We start from the raw sequence: 23973 nt of genomic DNA, 5'->3' as shown, positions 1-23973 counted from the left end.
ATTCTTCGCCAGATCGAGCCCGACCGTGATAATCTCTGACATGACCGCTCTCCTTTGTGGATCCTCAAAGACCCACCTTGGCACACAGATGCCGTCGGGGGGCAGTTACATCATCAATGCCAATCCACTGTTCCAAATTATTTTTTCCGCACCTCATTTGGTCGGCCATTGTTTCGGAATAATGAGTTCGACACCTTTTGTTGCCGTCAGACGCCCCTCCTCCTTGCCCTCGCAAGACACTTGCGCGACCAATTTTTGCACCTCTGCCACTTAGACAATGCACTCAACGGATCGAAGGACCTAATGATACTATAGCTTCGGGAACGGCGGGTGCTGCGCAACAATCAGACGATGAACGATGCGCTGGGCACCGAGGCGACGGTCGACGCTGCTTTTGGGCCCACCATGTGCTTCATGGCGGGAACGACGGCAGAACAGCGTATCGCTGTTTCGTATGCGGTCGCAGAGGCATACCCGAATAATTACTGCCTTACGTGGGCACCTTGCCAAACACCGCGCGCTTCCTACCCGAGTGCTCATCTACCTCAGGCGCCTCGAAGACAGGCCGCCGCCCAGAAGACATAGGGCGACGGCGTATCTCGGCATGCCCGGGGAGGTTTAGAGCTTGTCGTAGATCTCGATCATTACCTGCTCGACCAGCGCATCCTGATCTGGCGTCTTGGCAACGATTTCATCCCACTTCTCCAGCTTGGCCAAAAAGCCATCAATGATGGCCTCGGAGTTCTCAATCCCGAGTTGTTCGCTGCGTGAGATCAGCGCAGCACGCACCTTCGGCGGCACCGTTTCAAGCTTTTCCTTGATGTCATCCGAGGGCGGCGCGATAACCCAGCCTTTCTCGTCTGCCATGTCTTTGGCGTCTTGGTTCGAGGCGACGGTCTGGATTGCGCCGTTGATCATGCCGCGAGCGGTCCCCTCGTAAAAGACCTGCTTGTGCTCATCGCTCAGATCATCCCACATGTCCTTGCGCAGGCTGAAGACCGGCCCAATGTAGGAAATGCCTTGGTCCAGTTCGATCCCATATTTGGCAACATCTCCGAACGAATTGTTGGTCATCCAGTTGATCTCGCCAAGGGTGCAGTCTACCTGACCGCGCTGTAGCGCCTCGTAGGTGTCTCCCAAGGACATAGTCACCGGCGTCATCCCCAACGCGGCACCAATTCCAGCCCATTCGCCCGACGCGCGGACCTTGCGACCCTTCAGGCTGTCCAGACCGTTGACCGGGGCGGCACAGAGCATGGCATAGCGGCTGGTAGCCCAGCTACCGATATATTGGACGTTGTTCTCCTCGTATTCCCCGATACAGCGGGGGCACTCGAGCAGAATGTATTCTGTCAGCGCCGCCGCGACCGCTCGTGGATCGCTAGTCATCGCGGGAGCGAGCCCCATCACCACGTTCGTCACCGGCAGTTCAGCTGGGTTGTAAACGCCCAAAATCTGGCCTCCGTCGGCGATCCCGTCGCGGATCCCTTCCAGCATCCCTGTCGCGCTAAGCAGCGATCCACCACTGTGCAGCGTGTAGTCGATGGCGCCGTCCGAATGTTCCTTGACGTAATCCAGGAACACAACCACGCCGTCTTTCACCAAACTCGCGTTCGGCCCCAAGAACGTCGCGTAGACGATGTTCATGTCGGCAGCCTGCGCCGGAATTACCGTCGAGACCCCCAATGCCGCAGCCAGCGCCGTATTTCTAAATTTTCCCATCGTATCCTCCCCTAGGTCCGTTTTCGCTTAAGCCACCAACCGGCGACTCGATAATTAAAAACAATCTTGATTGAATGTTATTTGCAGATCCGCAATCTGCCAACCCCTTTTCCACAGGCAATGCCGGTCATTCCATGAAGTTGGGCAGGAACAGAGTAATCTGAGGGAAAGAGACCAACAGCACCATGACCACGACCTCAGCGAGCAGGAACCACCCCACCCCCTTAAAGATCGTGGGCAGTGAGACGCGATCACCGATCACTCCCTTCATGACAAAGACGTTCAACCCGACCGGGGGCGTCAGCATCCCCAATTCGATGAACTTCACTAGGATGATGCCGATCCAGATCAGGTTAATATCGGCACTTTCGAAGACCGGAAGCAGTACAGGCAGGGTCAGCAGCAGCACCCCCAACGGATCCAAGAAGCAGCCAAGGAAAAGATAAACCACGGCGATCGACAGCACGATCGAGAGCTGGCTGGTGTCGTTCATCGCGATAAGGTCCGAAAGGATGGTCGGCACACCGGACAGTGCCAGGAACCGGGTAAAAAGGATCGCGCCAATGGCTATCATTAACAGGCTGGCAGTGGTCCCCGCCGCATCAATCAGACTGCTGCGCAGCATGGTCAAACTAAAGCGGAACTGCAGCATCGATGTAAGGATCGCCAAAACCGCACCAACGGCACCCGCCTCGGTCGCAGTCATAATGCCGGAATAGATGCCGCCGACGACGCAGAGCACCAGCAGAGGTAGCGGCCAGATTGCCGACACGAGCCTCAGGTGTTCGCGCAGGGTAAGCTTGGGTCCTATCACGCGAGGCGCGAGCTTCGGATTCAATGTGCAGCGGATGATGATCATCGCGGCATAGCAAAAAGCGGTCAGCAGACCCGGGATAATTCCCGCGATCAGCACCTGCCCTACTGGGGCCTGAGCGAAGATCGAATAGAGAACGATGATAATACTGGGCGGGATCACCGCCCCCAATGTGCCGACCGCGCTAGCCACCCCTGTGGCCAAGCCCGGGTCATACTTGCTATCCAGCATCTCGGGCACGGCGATCCGACCCAGTGTCGCGGTGGTCGCAATTGACGACCCCGAAGCCGCCGCGAAACCCGCTCCAGCAAAGTTCGTGGCCACCGCCACACCGCCGGGCAACCAGCCAAGCCAGACCCGCATCGCCTTGAAGAGGCTTGTGGTCATGCCGCTGTTCGACACAACAGAACCCGCCAGCAGGAACATGGGGATGGCCGATAGTGTCCAGACAGCAGTGAAGTCATAGGGCAGCGAGCGCAGCGCGCCGAAGGCCGCATTCGGGCCCCGGACCAATGTGATCCCGATCAGCGACACGACCGACAGCGCAATGCCGACCGGTACGCGAATGGCCAGCATAACGACAAGGGCCACCAGCCCCAGGAACCCAATCAGCATCAGCGACATCAGCGCGCCTCCTCTTCAGCCGGCTCTACCCGGTCTTCATCCATCAGTTCCCCAACCCTGCGAACATGGCCCTGCCACAGAGCCTGTCCCATGCGGACCATCTGGACCAGCAACACCAGCAAGAAGGCGGCGACGCTGACCACGAGGATCCAGCGCGAGGGCCAGATGAGCAGAATATTGTCCTGGCTCAGCACATATTCCCGTCGCGCGGTCTTCTGCGCCGCCGAAACCCAGGACATGTTCAGGTAAATCACGCTGAAAACGAAGGTAACCAGCAGGGCCAGGAACTCCAAAACCATGCGGGGCCGAGCCTTTAGGCTGTGCACCACGAACTCGACCGCGACATGGCCGTCGCGGATCTGAACCTGGCCAAGCGCCAAGAACGACACAGCAATCATGTAATAATGCGTGCCAATTTCGAGCGTACCGGGGATTGGGCTGTTAAAGAAGGTGCGCATCACCACGTCCGCGGTCACATGGAGGGCCATTGCCAGCAGCGCCAGGCAAGACAGCGCCATCAACCCCCTCGAGAACCATGTCGCCAGAAGTTCCGGAATTTTGATCATGTCGTCTCCCCTTTACGCTCAGGCATCGCCCCGCGCCCTCCATCGCCCAAAACACTGCCATTAAAAAACAGTCGAATATGATTGTTTGGTGATGAACAGCAAAAAGGACGAAGGCGTGTCGAAAATTACAAATTCTTCATTGGATCAGCTTGGCAAAGTTTTTTTCGAAGCCCCCAGCTGATTTGAAGGTATGGCCCATCACGCTGTTCCGACCGGTGCTGCAAACCCCCGGTTTGTGACTGTTCCCTTGGCGATCAGATGCCCTTCGGTGTCCAGCACCGTAACTTCGCAAGTGGTTTGCGAACGCCCCCGCCGCAAAGGCCGTGTCTCGGCCAGAAGGTCGCAGCCGCGCGCCGCAGACAGGTAGTTTATGGACAAGGCCGATGTGACGCCACCCACCACCCCTTCACCCGCACCGGCGACAAAACCGGCGGCTGCAGCGATATCGATCAGCGTGGCGATTGTGCCCCCATGCACCACATCCTCAAAGGTAGTGTTCTCAGGACGAAATGGCAGGCGCAAAACTGTCAGTTCCGGGGCCGCCTTCACCAGTTCCAGCCCCAACCCTTTCGCCACGGGAGACCCCATGGTAATTTCGTCCATTAGATATTGCCGATAAGGGCTTTCAGTCATTCGGGCTCTCCCAGTTCAGTTCTTCCATTCGTGACGACCACCGTGTCTCGATCTTCGACCAATGCACGAAACGAGATGACCACACCGTCGCGCCACATCTCGACCCGCAGCACCTCTCCCGGATAGACCGGGGCCGAAAACCGCAGCGCATGAGACCGTAGCCGCCCTCCGTCCATTCCAACGTAGTGCGACAGCACCGCCCGAGCGCAGATTGCATAGGTGCAAAGTCCATGCAGGATCGGCCCGGAAAACCCAGCTTCACGCGCAAACTTCGGATCCGCATGCAGCGGATTTCGGTCAGCACACAGCCGATACAGAAGGGCCTGATCCGCCCCTGTCCGCATGTGCACCACCGCGTCGGGAGCACGACCGGGTAGCGGATGCGGAGCGGGCTGCCCCTCACGCGGGCCGCCAAAACCTCCCTCGGCCCGGCCGAAGGACGTAGTAGTGATCGTGGCCAGAGGCAGCTCCTCCCCTTGAAGGACAATCTGCTTTTCCTCGCGAAAGATCGCTCCGCGTCCCGCCCCCTTGTCCCAGGCCCCGGTCATCAGGCCCCGCACGACCCCCTTGCCGGCGACAGGCAGGGGCCGGTGAAGCACTAACGCATGCTCGCCATGAAGCAAGAAGCGCGGATCAATTGCCAAGTCTGACAACGGCCCGCCTTGAAAGGCCAGGATGACAGCGAAGGTCGGAAAAACCCGCTGGTCACGTTCATAAACATAGGCCAGATTTTCAGCCCCCATCCCGATGGCTAGGGCATATAGCAACGCGTCCTCGGGCCTCCAGGACACAAGCGTCTCTGCGGTTTGCGCCAAGACGCGGTCGTACTGAATAGGGACCTGGGTCATATGTCGCGCGCGCGCCCTTCCCAATAGGGCTTGCGCAGGGACTTTCGGTCCAGCTTGCCCAGCCCCGTCAGCGGCAGTTCATCCAGAAAATGTATTGTCTTGGGGGCCCAAGGCCCGCCGCGCTCGGCCTTTACGTGGGCCATCAGCTCCTCTGGCGTAATTCTTTTACCGTCGCGCAGCACGACGAAAGCCGTCACAGCTTCGCCCCACTTGGCGTCCGGCACGCCGATCACAGCAGCCATGTCCACGGCCGGATGGGCCGCGAGAGTATCCTCGACTTCGCGCGGGTAAATGTTGAATCCACCCGAGATGATCATGTCCTTGGTACGATCAACGATGTAGTAATACCCGTCGCTGTCACGCCAGGCCACGTCGCCGGTGTGTAACCAGCCGCCGCGAAAGACCTCCTCGGTGAGTTCGGGCAAACCCCAGTACCCATTCATCACTAGTGGCCCGCGTACGCAAAGCTCACCCGGCGTACCGTCCGGCACCTCGTTCAGGCCGGTATCCAGCAGCGTCACCTCGCACAGCATGGTTGCACGCCCGCAGGAAGCCAGCCGGTCTGGGCGCGCCAAGTCGTGATCAGCCACCCGCATCGTAGTGATGCATTCCGGCGCCTCAGACTGGCCGTAAAGTTGAAGAAAAACCGGCCCGAAACTCTCGATCGCTCGGCGCATCTGATCAGGAGCCATCGGAGCAGCTCCGTAGATGATCAGGCCTAGGCTTGACAGGTCATAGTTCTCCACTATCTTGGGCCGTTGCAACATTGCATTGAGCATCGTCGGCACCAGGAAGGTCGCGGAGATACCTTCTTCGGCAACAATTTGACAAAAGCTCTCAACGTCGAACCCGTCGACCAGCCGGGTATAGCCGCCGCGCGACATGACCGGGTAAATCTTCACCCCCGCAGAATGGCTGATCGGGGTCATCGCCATGTAGCGTAAATTTTGCGGCCATTCCCACTCCGCCGCGATGATCGAGGACATTGTCACGATCGCCCGGTGCGGCATATCTATGCCCTTGGACTTGCCCGTGGTACCACCGGTGTAGGTCAGCAGCATTGTGTCCTCGGGATCGCAGGGGCAGACCAGCGGCGCAGCCTCTAGACCCTCGATACGCGCCAGGATATCCGTCGCGCCCTCGACCTGCCCCAGCGACAACAGCCGCTGCACCTGCGGCAAACGGGCCTTCAGCCTTTGGCCCAGCCCGGCAAACTTGCGGCTGTCAACGATCAGCGTGGTGGCCTGTGAATCCTGCAGGATGTGGGCGTGATCATCCTCGACCGACATCGGGTGCAGATGCGTATGGCGCAGCCCCATGACGTTTGATGCGCAAGTAGCCGCCCAAGCCTCGACCCGATTGCCCGTGACCATGCAGATACCATCACCGGGCTTCAACCCCAGTTGTCGGTAGAGCGTGAGTAAACGCCCGATGACATCGCCAAGCTGTGAATAAGTCCAGCGGACGTGATCGTCAGCCAGCGCCGGCCGGTCCGAAAACCGTGTTACGGCATCGGCGATCAGACGCCCAACAGTGCCGCCTGAATACGTCAGATCCAACATGAAAGTCCTCCCCCTCAGTCGTTGACATTACTTGCCCGTCCGACAAATAAAAGTCAATCATGATTGTTTTATAAAGATTTCGGCCGCGCCATTTTCGATTGACAATTTAAAACAATCAAGAATGATTGTTATGGCGCCACGCACCTCTGCATGGCAAGGGAGAGACGCCCACCCCAAGACCGGGCTACCAGACGAAAAGTGAGTGAAACCCTTGAATAAAACGGACTCCGCCAGCCGAGACAGGCTTTCTAACCTAGTCGAGCAAGCACCCGACGATGCGCCCCTGTTTCTGATACCCGGACAACCGGATTACACCTACGGCCAGTTGCGCTCCGAGAGCAAACGGCTGGCGGCGGCCCTGCATGCAAGGGGCATCGGTCGCGGTGATACAGTGGCACTGTGCCTGGGCAACCGGCCGGAATGGATGGTCGCCGCCTTCGCCGCCTGGCGGCTGGGGGCAGCCATTCTGGCCTTGAACCCCCGTTTCGGCACCAAGGAGATCGGCGACTTGATCCGTCGCACTGATGCCAGCGCCCTGGTGCTGGATCCCGGCTATCGAAAAGGGGCCGTAGCCGACGCCGTGCGGCGCATCCCGACCAAGGATCGCGCCAGCCTTGAACTGGTCCTCTCGGTCGAGGACATCCCGGCCGATGAGGTCATCCCCGGAGTTGAAACGCTGGCGCTGTCTACCCTTTCTGATTTCTCGACGACAGAGATACAGGCGCAACCGCAGGACGTCTGCCTCTACCTGGCCACCTCGGGCACCACGAGCCAACCCAAGATCGTGCAACATATCCAGAATCGGGTCGCACACCACTGCACCAACGCCGCCGCAGCCATCGGCTTCGACGCCGACAGCCGCACCATCTTGGCCATCCCGTTCTGTGGCGGCTTCGGCTTTGCCGTGGCCATGACTTCGATCGCCTCCGGCATTCCCATGGTACTGCTGGACACCTTTGAACCCGAACAAGTTTCGCGCCTGATCAACGACCTGGGCGTAACCCATGCCATGGGCACCAACGATATGTTGGACAAACTGCTGACAGTGACCCCCGGTGATCGCCCTTTTCCCGGTCTCAAGATGTTCGGCCACGCCAACTTTACCCCCGGCCTAACCGAACTGCCCGCCGAGGCGGAACGGCGCGCCGTTCTTATACGTGGTTTCTACGGACTGTCCGAGACCCTTGCTTTCGTGGCCGCCCGTCGCGCCGACGCCCCACTGGAAGAGCGCAAGGAGGGCGGCGGCACCCTGACGACCCCCGGCGCAAAGCTGCGCATCGCCGATCCCGACACTGGCGCTGAGCAACCTGAAGGCGCGGCGGGTGAGGTCCAGATACTGTCGCCCAACGTCATGGTCGGCTATCTGAACGACCCCGAAAGGACAGCTGCCACCTTCACCCCGGATGGCTACCTGCGCACCGGAGATCTGGGCTTGCGCGGCGCAGGTGAAAGCTTCACTTTCCTGACCCGAATGAACGACATCCTGCGCATCGGCGGATACCTCGTCGCACCAGAGGAGATCGAGGCGGTCATCAAGGAGGACCTTTCGGTCGACCAGTGCCAAGTCGTTTCGGTTACCTTGAAACAGGGACCGCGCCCGGTGGCCTTTGTCGTACCAGCAGCCGGCACCACTCCCGACCATGCGTCTCTAATTGCAACATGCAGAGCGCAATTGGCGATCTACAAGGTTCCAGTGCGCATATTCGAGATCAACGAGATCCCCGTGGCCGACGGCCCCAACGGGTTGAAGGTGCGCAAGAATGTTCTGCGTGACATCGCGCAACAGGCGATGGCCGACGGACTGGCCTGACCCAACGACCCACAGGTCCTGGCCGCGCGGGCCAGGAGGCACTCCCCCGGCCCGGTGCCCGCGCTACCGCCCTGACCAACGCGGCGCGCGCTTCTCTGCGAAAGCGCGCGCGCCTTCCTTCGCATCTTCAGAGGTAAAAACCGGCCGCGCCGCCTCATCCTGCCGCTCGAACATCTCATCCTGGCTCCAGTGCAGGCTCTGTCGCATCACCGCCTTGCTTGTCCGTACAGCCACAGGCCCGTTCGCCGCAATCTCGGCCGCCAAGGCCTTCGCCCCCTGCAGGGCCTCGCCCTCATCAACCAGCCGATTGACCAAGCCGTAACCGGCCATCTCCTGAGCTGAGGCCATGCGGCCGGTCAACACCAACTCGTGCGCCACATTCGGCGGCAGAAGCCCCGGAATCCGCAACATGCCGCCTGCTGTCGCTACCAGCCCGCGCCGGACCTCAGGCAGGCCAAACTGCGCCGCCCGGGATGCGACGATCAGATCGCAGGACAAGGCGATCTCGAACCCACCCGCCACGGAATATCCCTCGATCGCGGCAATCAACGGAACCGGCGGCGGACACGAGGCGATGCCCGCAAAGCCCCGTCTGGGTGTTACCACGACCTCACCGCGCAGAAATGCCTTAAGATCCATTCCTGAACAGAAGGTCCCTCCTGCGCCAGTCAAGATGCCCACCCGGACTGACGGATCAGCTTCCAACCGGTCCATAGCGGCCTCGATTGCCTGCGCCGTCGCCGCGTCGATGGCGTTCTTCGCCTGCGGACGGTTCAGCGTGATCACTGCCACTCCCTCCGACACCTCATATATCACATTCTCCATTCGCTCCCCTTTCGGCCACCAAGGCCATTGCAAACAATCATTTATGATTGTTTTATTGTAGTCAAACCAAAAGACGAAAGGGATGTCATGCGAGCTTTAATATGCGAGGAATATGGGTCTCCGCCAAAACTGACGCGGGGCCAGATACCCGATCCCGCACCAGGCCCCGGCGAGGCAAAGCTGGCAGTCGAGGCCGTCGGGCTTGGGTATTTCGACTCCGTACTGCTACGCGGCATGTACCAGGAAAAACCTCCCCTGCCGATGATCCCTGGCCGCGAATGCTGCGGCACAGTGGTCGCCCTGGGTGCCGGGACAGACCCAACCCTCTTGGGGCGCCGCGTGGCCGCCATCGCCTTTACCGGCTGCATGGCTGAATATGCTATAGTGAGGATCAGCGACACGGTTCCCCTGCCTCGGCGCATGCCAGCCACCATCGGTGCCGCCTTCCTGTCGGCCTACGCCACGATGCTTTATGCCCTGACCAACTGCGGTCATCAGCGAGCCGGCGAAACATTGTTGGTATTGGGCGCCTCTGGCACCCTAGGCATGGCAGCAATCGATCTTGGCCGGGCCCTGGGCGGCCGTGTCATTGCCGCCGCATCGACGCCCGCCAAGCGCGAAGCGGCACGGATGCGCGGAGCCGAGGCCACTGTTGATTACACCGCCCACGACTGGCGTGATCGACTACGCGACTTGGCTCCGAGCGGCGTGGATATCGTGGTCGACCCCGTGGGCGGAAGCTATTCCGAACCCGCCTTCCGCCACCTCGCCCCCAACGGTCGTCATCTGGTTCTGGGCTTTACCGCCGGAGAAATCCCGCGCCTGCCGCTGAACCTACCGCTCTTGAAACGCGCCAACCTAGTTGGCGTCGATTGGGGCGGCTTCGCCCAGCAGGAACCCAATGTCAATGCGGCCCTGCTGGCCCGACTGGGAGAAATGCTCACCATTGGCTCTCTAACACCGAGCCCCAGCCGGACATACACCGTCGCAACCTTTGGCCAAGCGATCGAAGATCTGGTTGCCCGGCGCAGTATTGGCAAGCCGGTAGTGGTACTGGAAGATTTGTGACCTGCCGACCCGGTCAGAGCAGCGGCTCACCATCACCCGATATAGACAAGGCCGCGGCAGTTCCCCGACACGGCCTTGTCTCGACATACCAATCTCCGCTTTTCTAGCGGCCAGTCCAATGCGGTGCACGCTTTTCGGCAAAGGCCAAGGCGCCTTCCTTGGCGTCATCGGACGCGAAGATCGGGTCGGTGAACTCGGCCTGCCGGGTGAACCCTTCGGCCGCCGGCCAATCTTGCTGGCGCATGACCACCTCCTTTACAGCCGCCACGGCCAACGGGCCGTTCGCCGCGATCTCGGCGGCCAACGCCCGGGCGGCCTCCAACGCACCGCCCTCCGGCACCACACGGTTGATTAGCCCCAGGCGCAACGCTTCGTCCGGTGGCAGCATGCGGCCGGTCATCAGAAGTTCCATTGCAATGCGCTGCGGCATCTGACGCGGCAGACGCAACAGCCCGCCGGCCCGCGCCACGAGTCCGCGCTTGACCTCCGGCAGGCCAAAACGCGCCGTGTCCGCTGCCACGATCATGTCGCAGGCCAGCGCCAGTTCAAACCCGCCGCCCAGCGCATAGCCCTCTACCGCCGCGATAATCGGGGTCTTGGGGGGCGCCTCGGTCATACCAGCAAAGCCGCGCCCAGGGATCTTGGGCAGTTCGCCTCGCAGAAATCCCTTAAGATCCATTCCGGCGCAGAAATGCCCCCCCGCCCCGGTTAGCACGATAGCGCGGATGCCCGGATCGGCATCAATCCGGTCGATCGCCTCGACCATCGCTTCGGACAACGCCAAGGTCGCGGCATTGCGTGCCTCGGGGCGGTTGATGGTCAACAGGGCAACGTGGTCCGCCACCTCGAAGGTCAGGTTCGACATCGTTCTACCTCGGTTGCATTCGGATTGCGCCGTCCAGACGGATCGTCTCGCCATTCAGCATCTGGTTCTCGATAATATGCGCGGCCAGCGCGGCAAACTCGGGCGGTTGGCCAAGGCGTGCCGGGTGTGGCACCGACGCCCCCAGCGAATCCCGCACGTCCTGTGGCAGCCGCGCCAAGATTGGCGTATCAAAGATTCCGGGTGCAATGGTGCAGACCCGGATCAGACGCCGCGCCAGATCGCGCGCAGCCACGATCGTCATACCGACGATGCCTGCCTTGGCCGAGGCATAGGGAATCTGGCCGATCTGGCCCTCCCACGCGGCGACCGAGGCGGTCAGGATGAAAACACCGCGTTCGTCGTCGATCGGGTCGTTGTTGTTGAACCGCTCAGCCGCAAGGCGCAACACGTTGAAGGATCCGACCAGATTCAGCCGGATCAGGTCCTCGAAATGCTGAAGCGCGCCCGCCTTGCCTTCCTTGTCGAGGATCCGCAGAGCTCCTCCCCGGCCTGCACAGTGCACGCAAGCGCGGAAAGTTGCCATGTCCTCGGCCGCGTCGAAGGCCTCGGCCATCTGCACGGTCTCGGTCACGTCGGCAGGCACGAACCGCGCACGGGGCCCCAGCGCCCTAGCCTGTTCCTCGCCCGCCGAAGTCGGCAGATCGACGATCACCACGTGTCCGCCTTGCGCAATCAGTTTCTGAGCGGTGGCGAAGCCCAGCCCCGAAGCGCCGCCCGTAACCACTGCGGATTTTCCCTTGATGTCCATGTCTTCTCTCTCCTCAGTTCATCGCTTCCAGAATGGTGGCATTGGCCATGCCACCAGCCTCGCATATCGTTTGCAGGCCATAGCGCGTCCCGGTCTGGGACATCGCATGGACCATGGTCGTCATGATCCGCGCGCCCGAGGCTCCAAGAGGGTGACCTAGGGCGATAGCCCCACCACGCGGATTCAACCGCTCAGGATCGGCGCCGAGTTCCTTCAGCCAGGCCAAGGGCACGGGCGCGAAGGCCTCGTTCACCTCGTAGTGGCCAATGTCATCTAGGCTCAGGCCAGCTTTCTCGAGCACCCGCCGGGTCGAAGGGATGGGCGCTGTCAACATCAAGGTCGGATCATCGCCCACCGCGTCGAAACCCACGAACCGCGCCAACGGCGTCAGGTTCAGCGCCGCCGCGGTCTCTTCGCTCATCAGCAGAAGAGCTGAGGCCCCGTCGGTGATCTGCGAGGAGTTGCCCGCCGTGATCTTCCAATCGATGCCACCGAACCGTTCGTCGAGGGCAGGATCGGCGAAGGGAGTCTTCAACCCGGACAACCCCTCGAGTGTAGAATTGGCGCGGATCGTCTCGTCCTGATCGACCAACCCTTCGGGGGTCAGGATGGGAAGGATCTCGTCCTTGAACCGACCTGCGGCCTGCGCCCGTGCCGCCAGATGATGCGAACGGACGGAATAGTCGTCCAGTTCCTCGCGGCTCAGCCCCCATTTGCGCGCCACTAGTTCGGCAGAGACGCCTTGGCCAACCAACCCAGGAGCGTAGCGCGTGTTCGCGCCATCGCCGAAGGGATCCATGCCGATCCGGGCGCTTCCCATGGGTACACGGCTCATGCTTTCGACGCCCCCCGCGATCACAATATCATAGGCCCCCGCCATGATTCCCTGAGCTGCGAAATGGATCGCCTGCTGGCCTGAGCCGCATTTGCGGTCGATCGTGACCGAGGGGACAGAGGCGGGGAACCCCGCCGCAAGCAGCGCCCAGCGACCGGGCGTGGCCGACTGTTCTCCGACTTGGCTCACGCAGCCGATCAGGACGTCATCGACTCGGGCGGGGTCGATGCCATTGCGCTCCACCAAGGCTTTCAGCACCTGGCCCAACAGGTCTGACGGGTGAACCGAGGACAGGCTTCCACCCTGTTTGCCGCGCCCTATGGGCGTGCGCAACGCATCAACGATAACCGGATTTTTCATGGGTTTCTCCATTTCTCTCTTGCTTGTTCGGTCGGGCACCCCGATCGCACGGATGCTGAATGAAACCGGATCAAACCGGCAAAGCCTCCAGCTGCGGCGTCCCGGGGCTGGCTGCGGCGTTCATCGCCTGTACGACAGCGTAGGCGTCATGCACTGCATCGCCGATCCGGCGCACGTCTCGGCAATCTCCAATGCTGTGGACCTCTAGACCTAGAGCCTGCAACTCCTCCATCAGAGGCCCGCCTGGAAACCGGCCCGCTGCCAGAAGCAGTTGGTCAAAGGTGTGGGTCGCGCGCCTCCCGTCCGCATCGGTGAAGGTGGCACCTGCAGGCGTCACCGCCTCTAGCGACCAACCTTCAAGAATCTTAACGTGAGGGTTGTCGTGCAGGCGTCCCAGCAGGTGCCGGCGATAGACATATTGCGCCCGCCGCGCCAGTCGCGCGGCGCCGCGCGCCACCAGCAACACCTCGCAGCCCTGTTCTGCGGCGTAGTCGGCAATTTCACACCCCGTCTCGCCACCGCCATAAACCAATATCTGGCCCGGCCTCAGCGCCAACCTCCCGGTCAGAACGTCATAGGCATAGCCGACGCGCGGGTCTTCCAGCCCGCTCGCTTCAGGACGGCGATCTTGTCCACCGATGGCCAGCAGAACTATGTCGTTCGCGGCCGTCAACTCCTCGGCCTTCGGCGCATAGCTGGTACGCACCAAAACGCCCGACCGCTCCAGTCGATGCAGAAGATAATCGCGGTACCACAGGAACTTTTCCTTGCCCGGCGGCTCGGCAGAGGCGCGCAACCCCGTCCCCAGGGTCGCATCGCGTTCGTAAAGCGTCACTCGCCAGTCCGTCGCGTCCAGCAACAGTGCCGCAGCAATACCCGCCGGGCCGCCCCCCACCACAGTCACGGTTCGACCACCGCCGTCACACGCGAGCATCGGTTGGGCCTCGTGCCCAACCAAGGGATTCTCGGCGCAGGAGAGGCTTTTCTTGGCCAACAGCCGATCGACGCACCAGTTACACGACGTACAGGGCCGGATATCAGCCAACCGCCCCTCGCGTGCCTTGGCGGGCCAGTCCGGATCCGCCAGCAGCGCCCGGCCCAAGGCCACGAAATCGGCATCTCCCCCGGTGATCGCGGCCTCGGCCACACGCGGTTCGCGAATGACACCGACGGCGATCACCGGCACCTCCACTACCTTTCGTACTGCCCGCGCCAGAGGTAGCCGCGCGCCCTGGGGCCGTGAGACAGGGTCGACGTTCCAGTCCATCGCCTCGGCCGTGCCGGTTGAGACGTGCAGCGCATCTGCACCCGCTTGCTCGAAGCGCGGCGCCATCCTCAACGCCTCGTGCAACACCGTACCACCGGGCACATGTTCATCAGCCGAGAAGCGAAAGATCACGGGCAGAGATCCGGCCGCCGCCTTGACAGCCGAGATCACGGCCAAAGGGAAACGCATCCGGTTTTCCAGTGACCCGCCATAGGCGTCGTCGCGCCGGTTGGCCGCACCAGACAGGAACCCCCCCAGCAAGTAGCCATGCGCGCCATGAATCTCGATCGCGTCATAGCCCGCTCGCACCGCCCGCCGGGCCGCTGCGGCAAACTGCTCAATCAACCGCTCGATACCGGCAGCGTCCAGCGCCTCGGGCGCCTCGCGATAGACCTTGCAGGCGACGGCCGACGCCGCCACGGGCATTACCCCGCCGGTGTACTGTCGCAACGTCTGCCTCCCGGCATGGAACAGTTGCACACAGGCCCGCGCCCCGCCCGCGCGGATCGCCCGGGCCAAGGCGGCATGGCTTTCAATCTGCGCGTCATCATCCAGCGCCGCCTGAGGCGCGCCGCCCATGCCGCGCGGGCTGTCGACGCAGGTGTATTCCACTGTGACCATACCTACGCCCCCTGACCCGCGCTGAGCGTAGTACGCCCGCATCCGGTCCGATACGGTGCCGCCAGGGCCAGCAAGGTTGGTCTCCATCGCCGCCATGATCAGGCGGTTTGGCAAGGTCAACGCACCGATCCGGCCAGGTTGGAACAAGGCGGGAAATGCGGTCATCAGGCCTCTCCGCCTTTCATCAACGACCGGCCGATAATCAGCTTCTGCACCTCAGATGCGCCTTCGTAGATCCGCATGGGTCGCACGTCGCGATAAATCTGTTCGACGATCGAGCCATGGGCGACACCAAGCGCCCCGAACAACTGCACCGCTTGGTCTGCCACGCGCTGCGCAGCTTCGGTTGCACCCAGCTTAGCCATGGCCACAGCATCAGAGTGCCGACCATCGCGGGTATCGCGCAACCAGGCGGCGCGATAAACCAACAGGCTGGCTTGTTCGGTATCAAGCGCCATATCTGCCATAGCTGCCTGAACCGTGGGCATCTGCCCCATCGGATTGCCAAACAACTGCCGACCCCGCATCCGCTCGACGGTCGCGCCAAGCGCCCGCCGCGCCATGCCGACCGCCGCTGCCCCGACCGACGTGCGAAAGATATCGAAAGTTTTCATCGCAGCCTTGAACCCCTCGCCCGGAGCGCCAATCATATTTGTCGCTGGAATGCGGCATGCGTCAAAGATCAGTTCACCGATGGGATGGGGTGCAATCATCCGCACCTCGGGACCCACACTCAAGCCGGGCGTATCCGCATCAACCATGAAGGCCGAGAGCCCCCGCGCACCGGGTGCCTCACCCGTCCTTGCAACGACGATATAGTGATCCGCCGCACCCGCGTTGGTAATCCACCGCTTGGTTCCGTTCAGTACGAAGTCGGTGCCGTCACGGGTGGCCGAAGTTTCCAACGCGGCCACGTCCGAGCCCGCGTTGGGCTCGGTCACCGCGAAACCCGCAATCTTCTCCCCCCGCCTACAAGGGCCCAGGTATCGACGGCTCAACACCCTGGACTCCGAGAGCCACAATGGTGCCGTTGCCAGCCCCTGCATGGTAAAAACGCTGTCCACCAGAGCTGAACGGAAACCCAAGGCCTCGCGGATCAGCGACACGGCCCGCACGTCGACCCGAGGAGCGGGCTCCTCCACATCCGGGATCACGTAGCCCAGAAACCCCCATTCCGCCATCTCGGCTGCCACATCTAGGCACTCCTGACGAAAATATGCCGAGCCCTCTTCGGCCGGCTCCTCGGCCTGCTCAACCCAGTCTGCCAACCGCTCGCCCAATGCGCGATGCGAGTCATCGAAGAACGGCAGATCCGGCATTGTCCAGCGTTCGATCATGGTCACCTCCCTTTTGCCACGCGCGGCCAATAGCCCGCCTCGACATCAATAAAAAACAATCATGACTTATTTTTTTTAACAACCCCCGTCAAGTGGTGCCGCAACGAGGACTGAACGGCATCAAGGTATTCTCTAAGGCTTTGTGAAAATCTGCCCCTCACGAAGAAACGGGTATTGAACACTTGCCCGCGCTACTATTTTCAGAGAAAAACGGAACACTCGAAAAATCATTCTGGACGTATTCTTTTGTGTGACTCAGGCGCCGGGAGCCACGTCAAAACAGGGAGACCGAAGATCGTGACCGAGAAAAAAAACAGCAGCGCAGGCAAGACATCCAAGCCACAGCAGGAACGCAGTGCAGAAACCCACCAGAAGCTAATTAGGGCTGCTATTTCCGTGCTAGCCCAGCGCGGCTATGCCAATTTCTCGACCTCCATGGTGGCAGAAAAGGCCAAGGTTTCGCGTGGCGCCCTGCAATACCATTTCCAGACCCGCGACGACATTTTGGTTGCGGCACGAGACTACGTCGCGCGGGCATTAAACCTCCCCTGGAAACCGGAGACACTGCGAGAACGACCGGTGGATGAGCGCATACGCATGATCATTGACCACTACTGGACCTTTATTGGCTCCAAGAACTACATCGCAGCACTGGAAGTCCGCCTGTACGAACGGTTCAACCGCAGCATGCACAAGACCCTGCTGGAACGGATGAACAAGCTGACCGGCGAGCGGAACGCCGAATGGCAGGAAATCTTTTCTGATACCGGGCTGAGTCCTGACTACCTAATCCCTTATCGGCTCTACATGCTGGATTGCCTGCGCGGTCTTGCCCTGCGGCGTATCGAACAGGGTGCCGGCATTAACGTGACGCCGCAAATTGAGATCTTGACCGACCTCATGATCAAGAGGATTTCTTCATAAAAAATCATTCTTGACTGTTTTCTTTCTGCATGCCAATTTTGCCTCAGCCACCTGTGGGAGGGGCCGTTGCCGCGATCTGCGGCATGCCCTTCATCCACCGATAAGCTCAATCGCTACGCCTGGAGGAGAATGACTTGGCCCAGCCCCATGCACCGAAATTCGCAACGATTCTACCGACTGCCGACCCCGGCTGGCTGTCGCTACACACCGAAGAAATACTCGAGCCCACGCTGCCCATTGTCGATCCGCACCACCACCTGTGGGACAGCCCCCGTGTGCCCCGTTACTTGCAGGAGGAATTCTCAGCCGACTTGGCGGTCGGCCACAACGTGATCGCCACCGTTTTCGCCGAATGCACCGAAAGCTACCGCGAAGATGGCCCCGAGCGGCTCAAACCCTTGGGGGAGACCGAATTCGTAGTGGCTTTCGCGAAAGAGGCAGCCAATGCTCCCGAAGGTGACCGAGGCGTCTGCAAAGGAATCATCGGTCGTGCCGACTTGCTGGAGGGCGCCTCGGTCGAGGAGGTGCTGCAGATGCACAAGGACCTAGGCCAGGGACGTTGGCGTGGCATCCGCCAGTCCACCGCCCATGACGAGACCGGAACGGTACGCACCACTGCCCGAACCCCACCGGCGGGTGTGCTGATGGACCCCAAGTTCCGCGAAGGCTTCGAGAAACTGGTCGCCCTAGGCATGACTTTCGACAGCTGGGTCTATCACCCCCAACTGGGTGAGGTGGCCGACCTGGCCGCCAGCTATCCCGACGCCAACATCATCCTCGATCACGTGGGCGGCCCGATCGGCGCCGGAGCCTATGAAGGCAAACGGGACGAGGTCTTTGCCGAATGGAAGACTGGCATCCATCAGGTTGCCGCCCAGCCCAATGTCAGCTGCAAGATCGGCGGGCTGGGCATGAAGCTGGGCGGCTTTAGGTTCGAGACCCTGCCACAGCCAGCCTCGTCAAAAGATCTGGCGGCAGCTTGGAAACCCTATGTCGAGACCTGCATCGAAGCCTTCGGCGCCGACCGCTGCATGTTCGAAAGCAACTTCCCGGTCGACATGATCACCTGCACCTACGGCACGCTCTGGAACACTTTCAAACGGCTGGCATCGGGATGCAGCGCTGACGAGAAGGCCGCGCTTTTCGCCGGCACCGCGCAGCGTGTGTACTCGGTGTGAGGCGGCACCCATGACCGGCCCCCTGCAAGGCCTAACCGTGATCGAGATGGCGGGCATCGGCCCCTGCCCCTTGGCCGGCCAATTGTTGGCCGACCAGGGGGCGGAGGTGATCGTGGTGGATCGTGCGCCAGGTGGCGCCCGCCCGCACGACATCAACAACCGAAACAAGCGCAGCATCGCCGTGAACCTCAAAGCTCCGGGGGCGACCGACCTAGTGCTGGACCTGGCATCGCAGGCCGACGTACTGATCGAAGGCTTCCGCCCCGGCGTGATGGAACGGCTGGGCCTGGGGCCTGATGTCTGCCTCGCGCAACATCCAGACCTAGTCTACGGCCGGATGACCGGTTGGGGCCAGGAGGGGCCGATGGCCCGGATGGCCGGGCACGACCTGAATTACGTCGCACAGACCGGTCTGCTGCACATGATGGGCGATTCCGACCGCCCCCCAGCACCGCCCCTGAACCTTGTGGCGGATTATGGTGGCGGCACGATGTTCTTGCTCTTTGGCATCTTCGCCGCTCTCTGGGAGCGATCGCGTAGCGGCCAAGGTCAGGTGGTCGACGCGGCGATGATCGACGGGGTCAACGCTCTGGGCGCTGTCTTTGCCGGCATGACCGCCCAAGGCATGTGGGGCCCGGCGCGCGGTGCCAATATGCTGGATGGCGGCGCTCCCTACTACCGGGTCTACGAGACGAGCGACGGCGGCCATGTGTCGATCGCCGCGATCGAGCCACAGTTCTTCACTGAACTGGTCAAGAAGGCAGGTATTCCCGCCGAACTGGCCGCGCGCCGCGACGACCATTCCACATGGCCCGAACAACGAGCGGCCTATGCCCAGATTTTCGCTGCCCGCACCCGCGCCGACTGGGCCGCCATTTTTGAGGGGTCTGACGCCTGCCTTGTGCCCGTCCTGACCCCCGATGAGGCAGTGGCGCACCCCCACGCCATCGCCCGGGACGCCTATGTGACCATAGCGGGCTTGCCTCAGGCAGCCCCTGCCCCGCGCTTCAGCCGCAGCCAGCCCGGCACACCCTGCGCGCCAGTCCCGGCGGGTTCTAATACTGCCGGGGTGCTGACCCGCTTCGGCATCGCTCCCGACCGGCAAGAGCAGTTGCGCAAGGCGGGGGCCATTCACTGACCCCCGTCAGACCCCAGCTTCGTCGTCGGCCAAAAGCAAAAGGGCATCGTCCGCAAAGACGATGCCCTTTTGCTGTCACGAAATACTGGGCAAAAACCACGGGCTGGACCTGACAATCGAGACCTTCATTCCACCGGGTAGGCTCTGCGCCCCCGATGGCAATGAAGGCCTTCTCTCCACAGGCCACCGTATATGCGCAACATGCAATGCGAACATATCATGTTGGCCGCGAAGCCCGGTAAAACCGTGCCCAGCAAAGGCGGCCAACAAAACGCCCGGAAGGACGCAAGCCGTCAGAAGACCGAGCCCAGGCTCAGCCCCCCGCAAATAAACAGGTTCTGCCCAGTCACAAAGCCTGAGCCTTCGGACAGGAAAAAGGCGATGGTGGCCGCGATCTCCTCGGGCTTTCCAACACGGTTCATCGGTACATTGGCCATGAAATTAGCGCGTTTTTCCGACCCTTCGGGTTGGAGCGCGGAGAACATCTCGGTCTCAAACGGCCCCGGAGAGATGACGTTGACAGTGATCCCGTCAGGCGCCAATTCCAGCGCAGCGGTCCGCGCGAGCCCGGTTAGCGCCGCCTTTGATGATGAATAGGTTGCCCGTTCCGGCTTGCCCAGTGAGGCCCGGCTTCCGATCATCACGACCCGCCCAAACTGCGCCTTGCGCATAGCCGGGATCATCGCCTGCATCGCCCAAATCTGCGACTGCAGGTTGACTTTGATGGTCTGTTCGAACCCCTCATCCGTGACATCCTCAATCGGCTTTGCGTCAACATAGCCAGCATTGGCCACCAGCCGGGTCGGCCCGAATTCTTCGGCGATCTCGGCGAATACCTGCTTGGCCGAGGCGTCAGCCAAGTCCACCGCGCGGAAGGTGCCATCAAAGTCCAGCGGTTCGGTCCGAGCCAAGCCGATCACGTGATAGCCTTGCTCTGTCAGATATTTCGCCGTCTGTGCCCCGATCCCGCGACTGACACCGGTCAGGACAACACTTGGTTTGTGCATTTCATGCTCCTTAGTTATTTTTGCCCTGCCCCGTCACATATGTGACGGTAACCAGAGGCTGATTTCGGGAATGAAGATTAGAAGTGCGGTAATCACGACCTCAGCGGCCAGGAACCACATCACGCCTTTGAATATCTCCTCGACCGGGATACGCGGGTCGACCACGCTTTTGACCACGTAGACATTCAACCCCACGGGCGGCGTCAACAGGCCGATCTCGATCAACTTGACCACCACGACGCCCATCCAGATCAGGTTCAAGTCGAGCGCATCAAAGACTGGCAGAAGGATTGGAAGGGTCACCAGCATCACGCCAATCGGGTCCAGGAACATACCCAGCACCAGATAGAGCACCACCGTGAACCCGATCACCATGAACACCGTTGCCTCGCCCTCGGTCACGATGCGGCCCATGGTCTGGGGCAGCCCCGCAAGAACCAAGAACTTGGACAGAAGCGAGGCACCGACCGCGATGATCAGGATCGAGGTCGTGCTGGTTACCGCGTCACGGATGCTGTTGCGGACGACATCAAGGGTCAGCGTACCGCGCAGAGCGCAGATCAGCAGAGCAGCCACCGCGCCGATGGCCCCGGCCTCGGTTGCCGTGGTAAAACCGGAATAGAGCAGCCCAATCACCGCGAAGATCAACACTGGGATTGGCCAAACCGAGACAAAGGCCGACAACGACTGACCCCAAGTGGGCCGTTCGGTCGACCGCGGGGCCAGACTTGGGTCTATCAGGACCCGGATCACCACGGTGGCGCTATAGGCCACTGCCGTCAGGATGCCCGGAAGAATCCCCGCAATCAGTAGCTGGCCGATAGGCACCCCAGTATACCAGCCGTACACGATGAAGGCGATTGAGGGCGGGATCATCGCCCCGAGTGTCCCTGCCGCCGCCACCGTGCCCGTGGCCAACCCCGGCTGATAGCCACTCTTCAACATTTCGGGCACAGCAATCCTGCCCATCGCAGCGGCCGTGGCGAGGCTAGAACCCGATGCTGCCGCGAACATGGCAGAAGCGAAATTGGCGGCAATGGCCAACCCGCCGGGTAACCGCCCGAACCAGATCCGACACGCAGAAAACAGCGATGCAGTCAGCCCCCCGCGAAACGCGATCGTTCCCATCAGCAGGAACATAGGGATGGCCGACAGCGACCAGTGCGCGGCGAAGTCGTAGGGCAGCTTGCCCACGACGGCCCACAACGTGTCCATCCCGCGTAGCGCCGCGATACCGCCCACGGACGTGGTGATCAGAGCGATAGCGATCGGCACTCGCACGACGAGAAGAACAAGAAGCAAGCCGAGAAAAATCAAAGCAATGACGGTGCCGGACATGGGAACCTTTCAGGATATGCGATGTGCGCGCGATCAGTCGACCGCGCCATGGTCCGGCCCGATCGCGGATTGCTCGGGAGCCGGTTCGGAGGCGCCGTGCAACCTGTCGCGCAGGGTCCGGATGAAAACAGCGATGGCAGCAAACGCCGCAAGCCCGAAGCCCACGGCCGCGATCCAACGGGTTGGCCAGATGGGCAGGTCGAAATAGACGACATCCATGAACTCGCCACGCTTTGTCTGTTTTAACGCGTACTGTCCGGCACTGAGGGCGATCAGCCCCATGGCCAGCAGGCTCAGAAGCCGGGCGAAGGCATCCATCGCCCGGCGTCGCCTCAGAGACATGCGCTGCGTGAAGACCTCAACAAAGACCAGGTCGCGGGACAGTTCCAACGCGGCCAAGGGCATAAAGCTGACAGCCACCATGTAATAGCTAGACACGATTTCTAGCGTACCGGTCAGAGGCATGGAAAATAGCCCCCGAAGCAGCACGTCGGCGAAGATATGCACCATCATCGCCACCATGCAGGCCCCGCCAACCGCAAATGCGGTTGACGAAGCAACTTGCATCGCGCGCATGGCGATCCGGGTCAACGTGTTCATGTGATCCCTCCTGCCCTTATGCGCCCAGCTCAGAAGCTGACCTTGCTGTAGACGTTTTCGCGCAGCAGTTCCTCGTATCGAGCCGGATCCGGTGCGTCGGTGCCCAGAAGCCCGGTCCACTTGGACAGGATCGCCAGAAAGGTCTCAAGGTTCTCCTCAGGCGTATCGATCCCCTGCTTGTGGGCATTCTCAAGGCTGATCTTGCGACCTTCTTCCTTCGCGGCCGCGATCGAAGCTTTCAAATCCGCCCCAGCCTGAGTGTAGACCGTTCCATTCTCAATGGCCTTGGCCTTGGAAACCTCGGAACTGTCGTGATAGGCCTGCACGTTCTTGGTGATGTAGCCGGGCATCTTGTCCAGGATTAGCGCGCTCTGCTCCTCAGGCAATCCGTCCCAGACATCGCGGTTCAACACGAAGCTGTGGAAGCCGTGGTAGGTGCCCATGGGCAAGTCGACCACAGTTTTGACCACGTCGTAGAGACCATAATCCTCCATCGCACTGTCCGGAGCCAGGGCGCAGTCTATCTGGCCGCGCTGCATCCCTTCGTACACATCGTTAAAGGGGATGTTCACCGGCGCCGCCCCCCAAGATACAACCAGCCGACTCCAGGGACCTGCGGCCTTTATCTTCTTGCCTTGCAGGTCTTCGATCCCCGAGATCTCGTTGTTGCAGAGCAGTTTATAGGTCGAGGTCGACTGGAATCCCAAGTTGATCACACCCATCTCGTCCAGATCTTCCTGGCAACCGGGGCATTTCAGCATGGCGTATTCGGCCATCGCCGCCGCCATCACCCAGGAACTTTCCCCCTCCAGTGCCAGGCTCGAGGCGATCACGGTATGCGGCAGGTCACCCGGCACGTAGACGTCAGTGACAAGCCCTGCATCAATCAGCCCGTCACTAATGAATGACAGCGTCGCCTTTCCCGACGCGACAGCCCCGCCCGACAGCACGTCAATACTCAGATCTCCACCTGTTGCCTCGCTCAGGGCCTCTCCGAAGCTGGCGGTATTCTTGGTCACCTGATGAGTACCGGGCTGGTAGGTGTTGTATTTCAGTTCCTTGGCCAGGCCCGAAATGGGCATCACAACCAGTGCCGCAGCTAAACCACGGGCGACATTCTTGGCGAAATTCATAGGGTCTCCTCCCCTTTCCCGGGGGCTGGCACAGCCGATCCGGGCGTTTCTATCTTGCTCCGATCCCACCATCTTGAAGGATTTCGGTTGCAAAAACAATCATTCATGATTTATTTGTATCGTCAATAG

21 protein-coding genes are annotated in these 23973 nt (G+C 61.1%); 5 read left to right on the top strand and 16 right to left on the bottom strand.

The window, feature by feature from the left end; all coding sequences use genetic code 11:
• Nucleotides 1-618 precede the first annotated feature (618 nt).
• The 6 genes from E1B25_RS17110 to E1B25_RS17085 all read right to left on the bottom strand — a co-directional run bounded on the left by E1B25_RS17110 (nucleotide 619) and on the right by E1B25_RS17085 (nucleotide 6769).
• Nucleotides 619-1722, bottom strand: coding sequence for a C4-dicarboxylate TRAP transporter substrate-binding protein (locus tag E1B25_RS17110; RefSeq protein WP_132830771.1), 1104 nt, complete (start codon nucleotides 1720-1722; stop codon nucleotides 619-621).
• A gap of 127 nt (nucleotides 1723-1849) precedes the next feature.
• Nucleotides 1850-3160: a TRAP transporter large permease gene (locus E1B25_RS17105; protein WP_132830769.1), complete on the bottom strand. Its 1311-nt coding sequence runs from the start codon at nucleotides 3158-3160 to the stop codon at nucleotides 1850-1852.
• On the bottom strand, nucleotides 3160-3726 hold the full coding sequence (locus E1B25_RS17100; protein WP_132830767.1) for a TRAP transporter small permease subunit: 567 nt from the start codon (nucleotides 3724-3726) through the stop codon (nucleotides 3160-3162). The genes E1B25_RS17105 and E1B25_RS17100 overlap by 1 nt, the downstream gene beginning before the upstream one ends.
• 198 nt (nucleotides 3727-3924) lie before the next feature.
• Nucleotides 3925-4329, bottom strand: coding sequence for a PaaI family thioesterase (locus E1B25_RS17095; protein ID WP_165937652.1), 405 nt, complete (start codon nucleotides 4327-4329; stop codon nucleotides 3925-3927).
• 26 nt (nucleotides 4330-4355) lie between these two features.
• Nucleotides 4356-5207 (bottom strand): MaoC family dehydratase, encoded by an 852-nt coding sequence (locus tag E1B25_RS17090; RefSeq protein ID WP_132830764.1) that lies wholly within the window; start codon nucleotides 5205-5207, stop codon nucleotides 4356-4358.
• The gene (locus tag E1B25_RS17085; RefSeq protein WP_132830763.1) at nucleotides 5204-6769 is read right to left on the bottom strand and encodes an AMP-binding protein; all 1566 of its coding nucleotides are present in this window, start codon (nucleotides 6767-6769) and stop codon (nucleotides 5204-5206) included. The genes E1B25_RS17090 and E1B25_RS17085 overlap by 4 nt, the downstream gene beginning before the upstream one ends.
• A 211-nt stretch (nucleotides 6770-6980) precedes the next feature.
• On the opposite strand from E1B25_RS17085, the gene E1B25_RS17080 reads away from it, so the two are divergent.
• Entirely contained in the window at nucleotides 6981-8579 is a 1599-nt protein-coding gene (locus tag E1B25_RS17080) for an AMP-binding protein (RefSeq protein WP_165937651.1), read from the top strand.
• 63 nt (nucleotides 8580-8642) lie between these two features.
• Here E1B25_RS17080 and E1B25_RS17075 read toward each other — a convergent pair whose 3' ends face one another.
• Nucleotides 8643-9404 (bottom strand): crotonase/enoyl-CoA hydratase family protein, encoded by a 762-nt coding sequence (locus tag E1B25_RS17075; protein WP_132830760.1) that lies wholly within the window; start codon nucleotides 9402-9404, stop codon nucleotides 8643-8645.
• A 27-nt stretch (nucleotides 9405-9431) separates the two neighbouring features.
• On the opposite strand from E1B25_RS17075, the gene E1B25_RS17070 reads away from it, so the two are divergent.
• On the top strand, nucleotides 9432-10472 hold the full coding sequence (locus tag E1B25_RS17070) for an NADPH:quinone oxidoreductase family protein (RefSeq protein ID WP_206338573.1): 1041 nt from the start codon (nucleotides 9432-9434) through the stop codon (nucleotides 10470-10472).
• A gap of 103 nt (nucleotides 10473-10575) precedes the next feature.
• Here E1B25_RS17070 and E1B25_RS17065 read toward each other — a convergent pair whose 3' ends face one another.
• The 5 genes from E1B25_RS17065 to E1B25_RS17045 all read right to left on the bottom strand — a co-directional run bounded on the left by E1B25_RS17065 (nucleotide 10576) and on the right by E1B25_RS17045 (nucleotide 16526).
• Nucleotides 10576-11337 (bottom strand): crotonase/enoyl-CoA hydratase family protein, encoded by a 762-nt coding sequence (locus E1B25_RS17065; RefSeq protein WP_132830758.1) that lies wholly within the window; start codon nucleotides 11335-11337, stop codon nucleotides 10576-10578.
• 4 nt (nucleotides 11338-11341) lie between these two features.
• Entirely contained in the window at nucleotides 11342-12106 is a 765-nt protein-coding gene (locus E1B25_RS17060; protein ID WP_132830757.1) for an SDR family NAD(P)-dependent oxidoreductase, read from the bottom strand.
• A gap of 13 nt (nucleotides 12107-12119) precedes the next feature.
• On the bottom strand, nucleotides 12120-13301 hold the full coding sequence (locus tag E1B25_RS17055) for a thiolase family protein (protein WP_132830755.1): 1182 nt from the start codon (nucleotides 13299-13301) through the stop codon (nucleotides 12120-12122).
• Nucleotides 13302-13371: 70 nt separating this feature from the next.
• Complete coding sequence (locus E1B25_RS17050; protein ID WP_132830754.1) at nucleotides 13372-15354, bottom strand: oxidoreductase; 1983 nt, start codon at nucleotides 15352-15354, stop codon at nucleotides 13372-13374.
• Nucleotides 15354-16526 (bottom strand): acyl-CoA dehydrogenase family protein, encoded by a 1173-nt coding sequence (locus tag E1B25_RS17045; protein WP_132830752.1) that lies wholly within the window; start codon nucleotides 16524-16526, stop codon nucleotides 15354-15356. Before E1B25_RS17045 ends, E1B25_RS17050 begins: the two co-directional genes overlap by 1 nt.
• A 297-nt stretch (nucleotides 16527-16823) precedes the next feature.
• Here E1B25_RS17045 and E1B25_RS17040 point away from each other — a divergent pair, with 297 nt between their 5' ends.
• From E1B25_RS17040 to E1B25_RS17030, 3 genes are all read left to right on the top strand, one after another.
• Nucleotides 16824-17450 (top strand): TetR/AcrR family transcriptional regulator, encoded by a 627-nt coding sequence (locus E1B25_RS17040; RefSeq protein ID WP_165937650.1) that lies wholly within the window; start codon nucleotides 16824-16826, stop codon nucleotides 17448-17450.
• A 134-nt stretch (nucleotides 17451-17584) separates the two neighbouring features.
• The gene (locus tag E1B25_RS17035; RefSeq protein WP_132830749.1) at nucleotides 17585-18628 is read left to right on the top strand and encodes an amidohydrolase family protein; all 1044 of its coding nucleotides are present in this window, start codon (nucleotides 17585-17587) and stop codon (nucleotides 18626-18628) included.
• 10 nt (nucleotides 18629-18638) lie between these two features.
• Nucleotides 18639-19766, top strand: coding sequence for a CaiB/BaiF CoA transferase family protein (locus E1B25_RS17030; RefSeq protein ID WP_132830747.1), 1128 nt, complete (start codon nucleotides 18639-18641; stop codon nucleotides 19764-19766).
• A gap of 293 nt (nucleotides 19767-20059) precedes the next feature.
• Here E1B25_RS17030 and E1B25_RS17025 read toward each other — a convergent pair whose 3' ends face one another.
• The 4 genes from E1B25_RS17025 to E1B25_RS17010 are packed head-to-tail and all read right to left on the bottom strand — an operon-like array spanning nucleotide 20060 to nucleotide 23844.
• Nucleotides 20060-20773 carry an SDR family NAD(P)-dependent oxidoreductase gene (locus E1B25_RS17025; RefSeq protein WP_132830746.1) on the bottom strand — a complete coding sequence of 238 codons (714 nt, stop codon included), beginning with the start codon at nucleotides 20771-20773 and terminating at the stop codon, nucleotides 20060-20062.
• Nucleotides 20774-20806: 33 nt separating this feature from the next.
• Nucleotides 20807-22111, bottom strand: a complete 1305-nt coding sequence (locus tag E1B25_RS17020) for a TRAP transporter large permease (protein WP_132830744.1) — start codon at nucleotides 22109-22111, stop codon at nucleotides 20807-20809.
• A gap of 33 nt (nucleotides 22112-22144) precedes the next feature.
• A complete protein-coding gene (locus E1B25_RS17015; RefSeq protein WP_132830742.1) occupies nucleotides 22145-22711 on the bottom strand; it encodes a TRAP transporter small permease in 567 nt (188 codons plus the stop codon).
• Nucleotides 22712-22740: 29 nt separating this feature from the next.
• Nucleotides 22741-23844 carry a C4-dicarboxylate TRAP transporter substrate-binding protein gene (locus E1B25_RS17010; RefSeq protein WP_165937649.1) on the bottom strand — a complete coding sequence of 368 codons (1104 nt, stop codon included), beginning with the start codon at nucleotides 23842-23844 and terminating at the stop codon, nucleotides 22741-22743.
• Nucleotides 23845-23973: the final 129 nt, after the last annotated feature.

This window comes from Antarcticimicrobium sediminis (assembly GCF_004348975.1).
Classification (GTDB): Bacteria; Pseudomonadota; Alphaproteobacteria; order Rhodobacterales; family Rhodobacteraceae; genus Antarcticimicrobium; species Antarcticimicrobium sediminis.
The sequence above is the reverse complement of the archived record's forward strand: the minus strand, read 5'-3'. Positions and strand labels throughout refer to the sequence as shown.

Bases quoted from the DNA above. Each gene is read 5' to 3' on its own strand.
- E1B25_RS17110 (WP_132830771.1), bottom strand. From the start codon at position 1,722: ATGGGAAAATTTAGAAATACGGCGCTGGCTGCGGCATTGGGGGTCTCG.
- E1B25_RS17105 (WP_132830769.1), bottom strand. From the start codon at position 3,160: ATGTCGCTGATGCTGATTGGGTTCCTGGGGCTGGTGGCCCTTGTCGTT.
- E1B25_RS17100 (WP_132830767.1), bottom strand. From the start codon at position 3,726: ATGATCAAAATTCCGGAACTTCTGGCGACATGGTTCTCGAGGGGGTTG.
- E1B25_RS17095 (WP_165937652.1), bottom strand. From the start codon at position 4,329: ATGGACGAAATTACCATGGGGTCTCCCGTGGCGAAAGGGTTGGGGCTG.
- E1B25_RS17090 (WP_132830764.1), bottom strand. From the start codon at position 5,207: ATGACCCAGGTCCCTATTCAGTACGACCGCGTCTTGGCGCAAACCGCA.
- E1B25_RS17085 (WP_132830763.1), bottom strand. From the start codon at position 6,769: ATGTTGGATCTGACGTATTCAGGCGGCACTGTTGGGCGTCTGATCGCC.
- E1B25_RS17075 (WP_132830760.1), bottom strand. From the start codon at position 9,404: ATGGAGAATGTGATATATGAGGTGTCGGAGGGAGTGGCAGTGATCACG.
- E1B25_RS17065 (WP_132830758.1), bottom strand. From the start codon at position 11,337: ATGTCGAACCTGACCTTCGAGGTGGCGGACCACGTTGCCCTGTTGACC.
- E1B25_RS17060 (WP_132830757.1), bottom strand. From the start codon at position 12,106: ATGGACATCAAGGGAAAATCCGCAGTGGTTACGGGCGGCGCTTCGGGG.
- E1B25_RS17055 (WP_132830755.1), bottom strand. From the start codon at position 13,301: ATGAAAAATCCGGTTATCGTTGATGCGTTGCGCACGCCCATAGGGCGC.
- E1B25_RS17050 (WP_132830754.1), bottom strand. From the start codon at position 15,354: ATGACCGCATTTCCCGCCTTGTTCCAACCTGGCCGGATCGGTGCGTTG.
- E1B25_RS17045 (WP_132830752.1), bottom strand. From the start codon at position 16,526: ATGATCGAACGCTGGACAATGCCGGATCTGCCGTTCTTCGATGACTCG.
- E1B25_RS17030 (WP_132830747.1), top strand. From the start codon at position 18,639: ATGACCGGCCCCCTGCAAGGCCTAACCGTGATCGAGATGGCGGGCATC.
- E1B25_RS17025 (WP_132830746.1), bottom strand. From the start codon at position 20,773: ATGCACAAACCAAGTGTTGTCCTGACCGGTGTCAGTCGCGGGATCGGG.
- E1B25_RS17020 (WP_132830744.1), bottom strand. From the start codon at position 22,111: ATGTCCGGCACCGTCATTGCTTTGATTTTTCTCGGCTTGCTTCTTGTT.
- E1B25_RS17015 (WP_132830742.1), bottom strand. From the start codon at position 22,711: ATGAACACGTTGACCCGGATCGCCATGCGCGCGATGCAAGTTGCTTCG.
- E1B25_RS17010 (WP_165937649.1), bottom strand. From the start codon at position 23,844: ATGAATTTCGCCAAGAATGTCGCCCGTGGTTTAGCTGCGGCACTGGTT.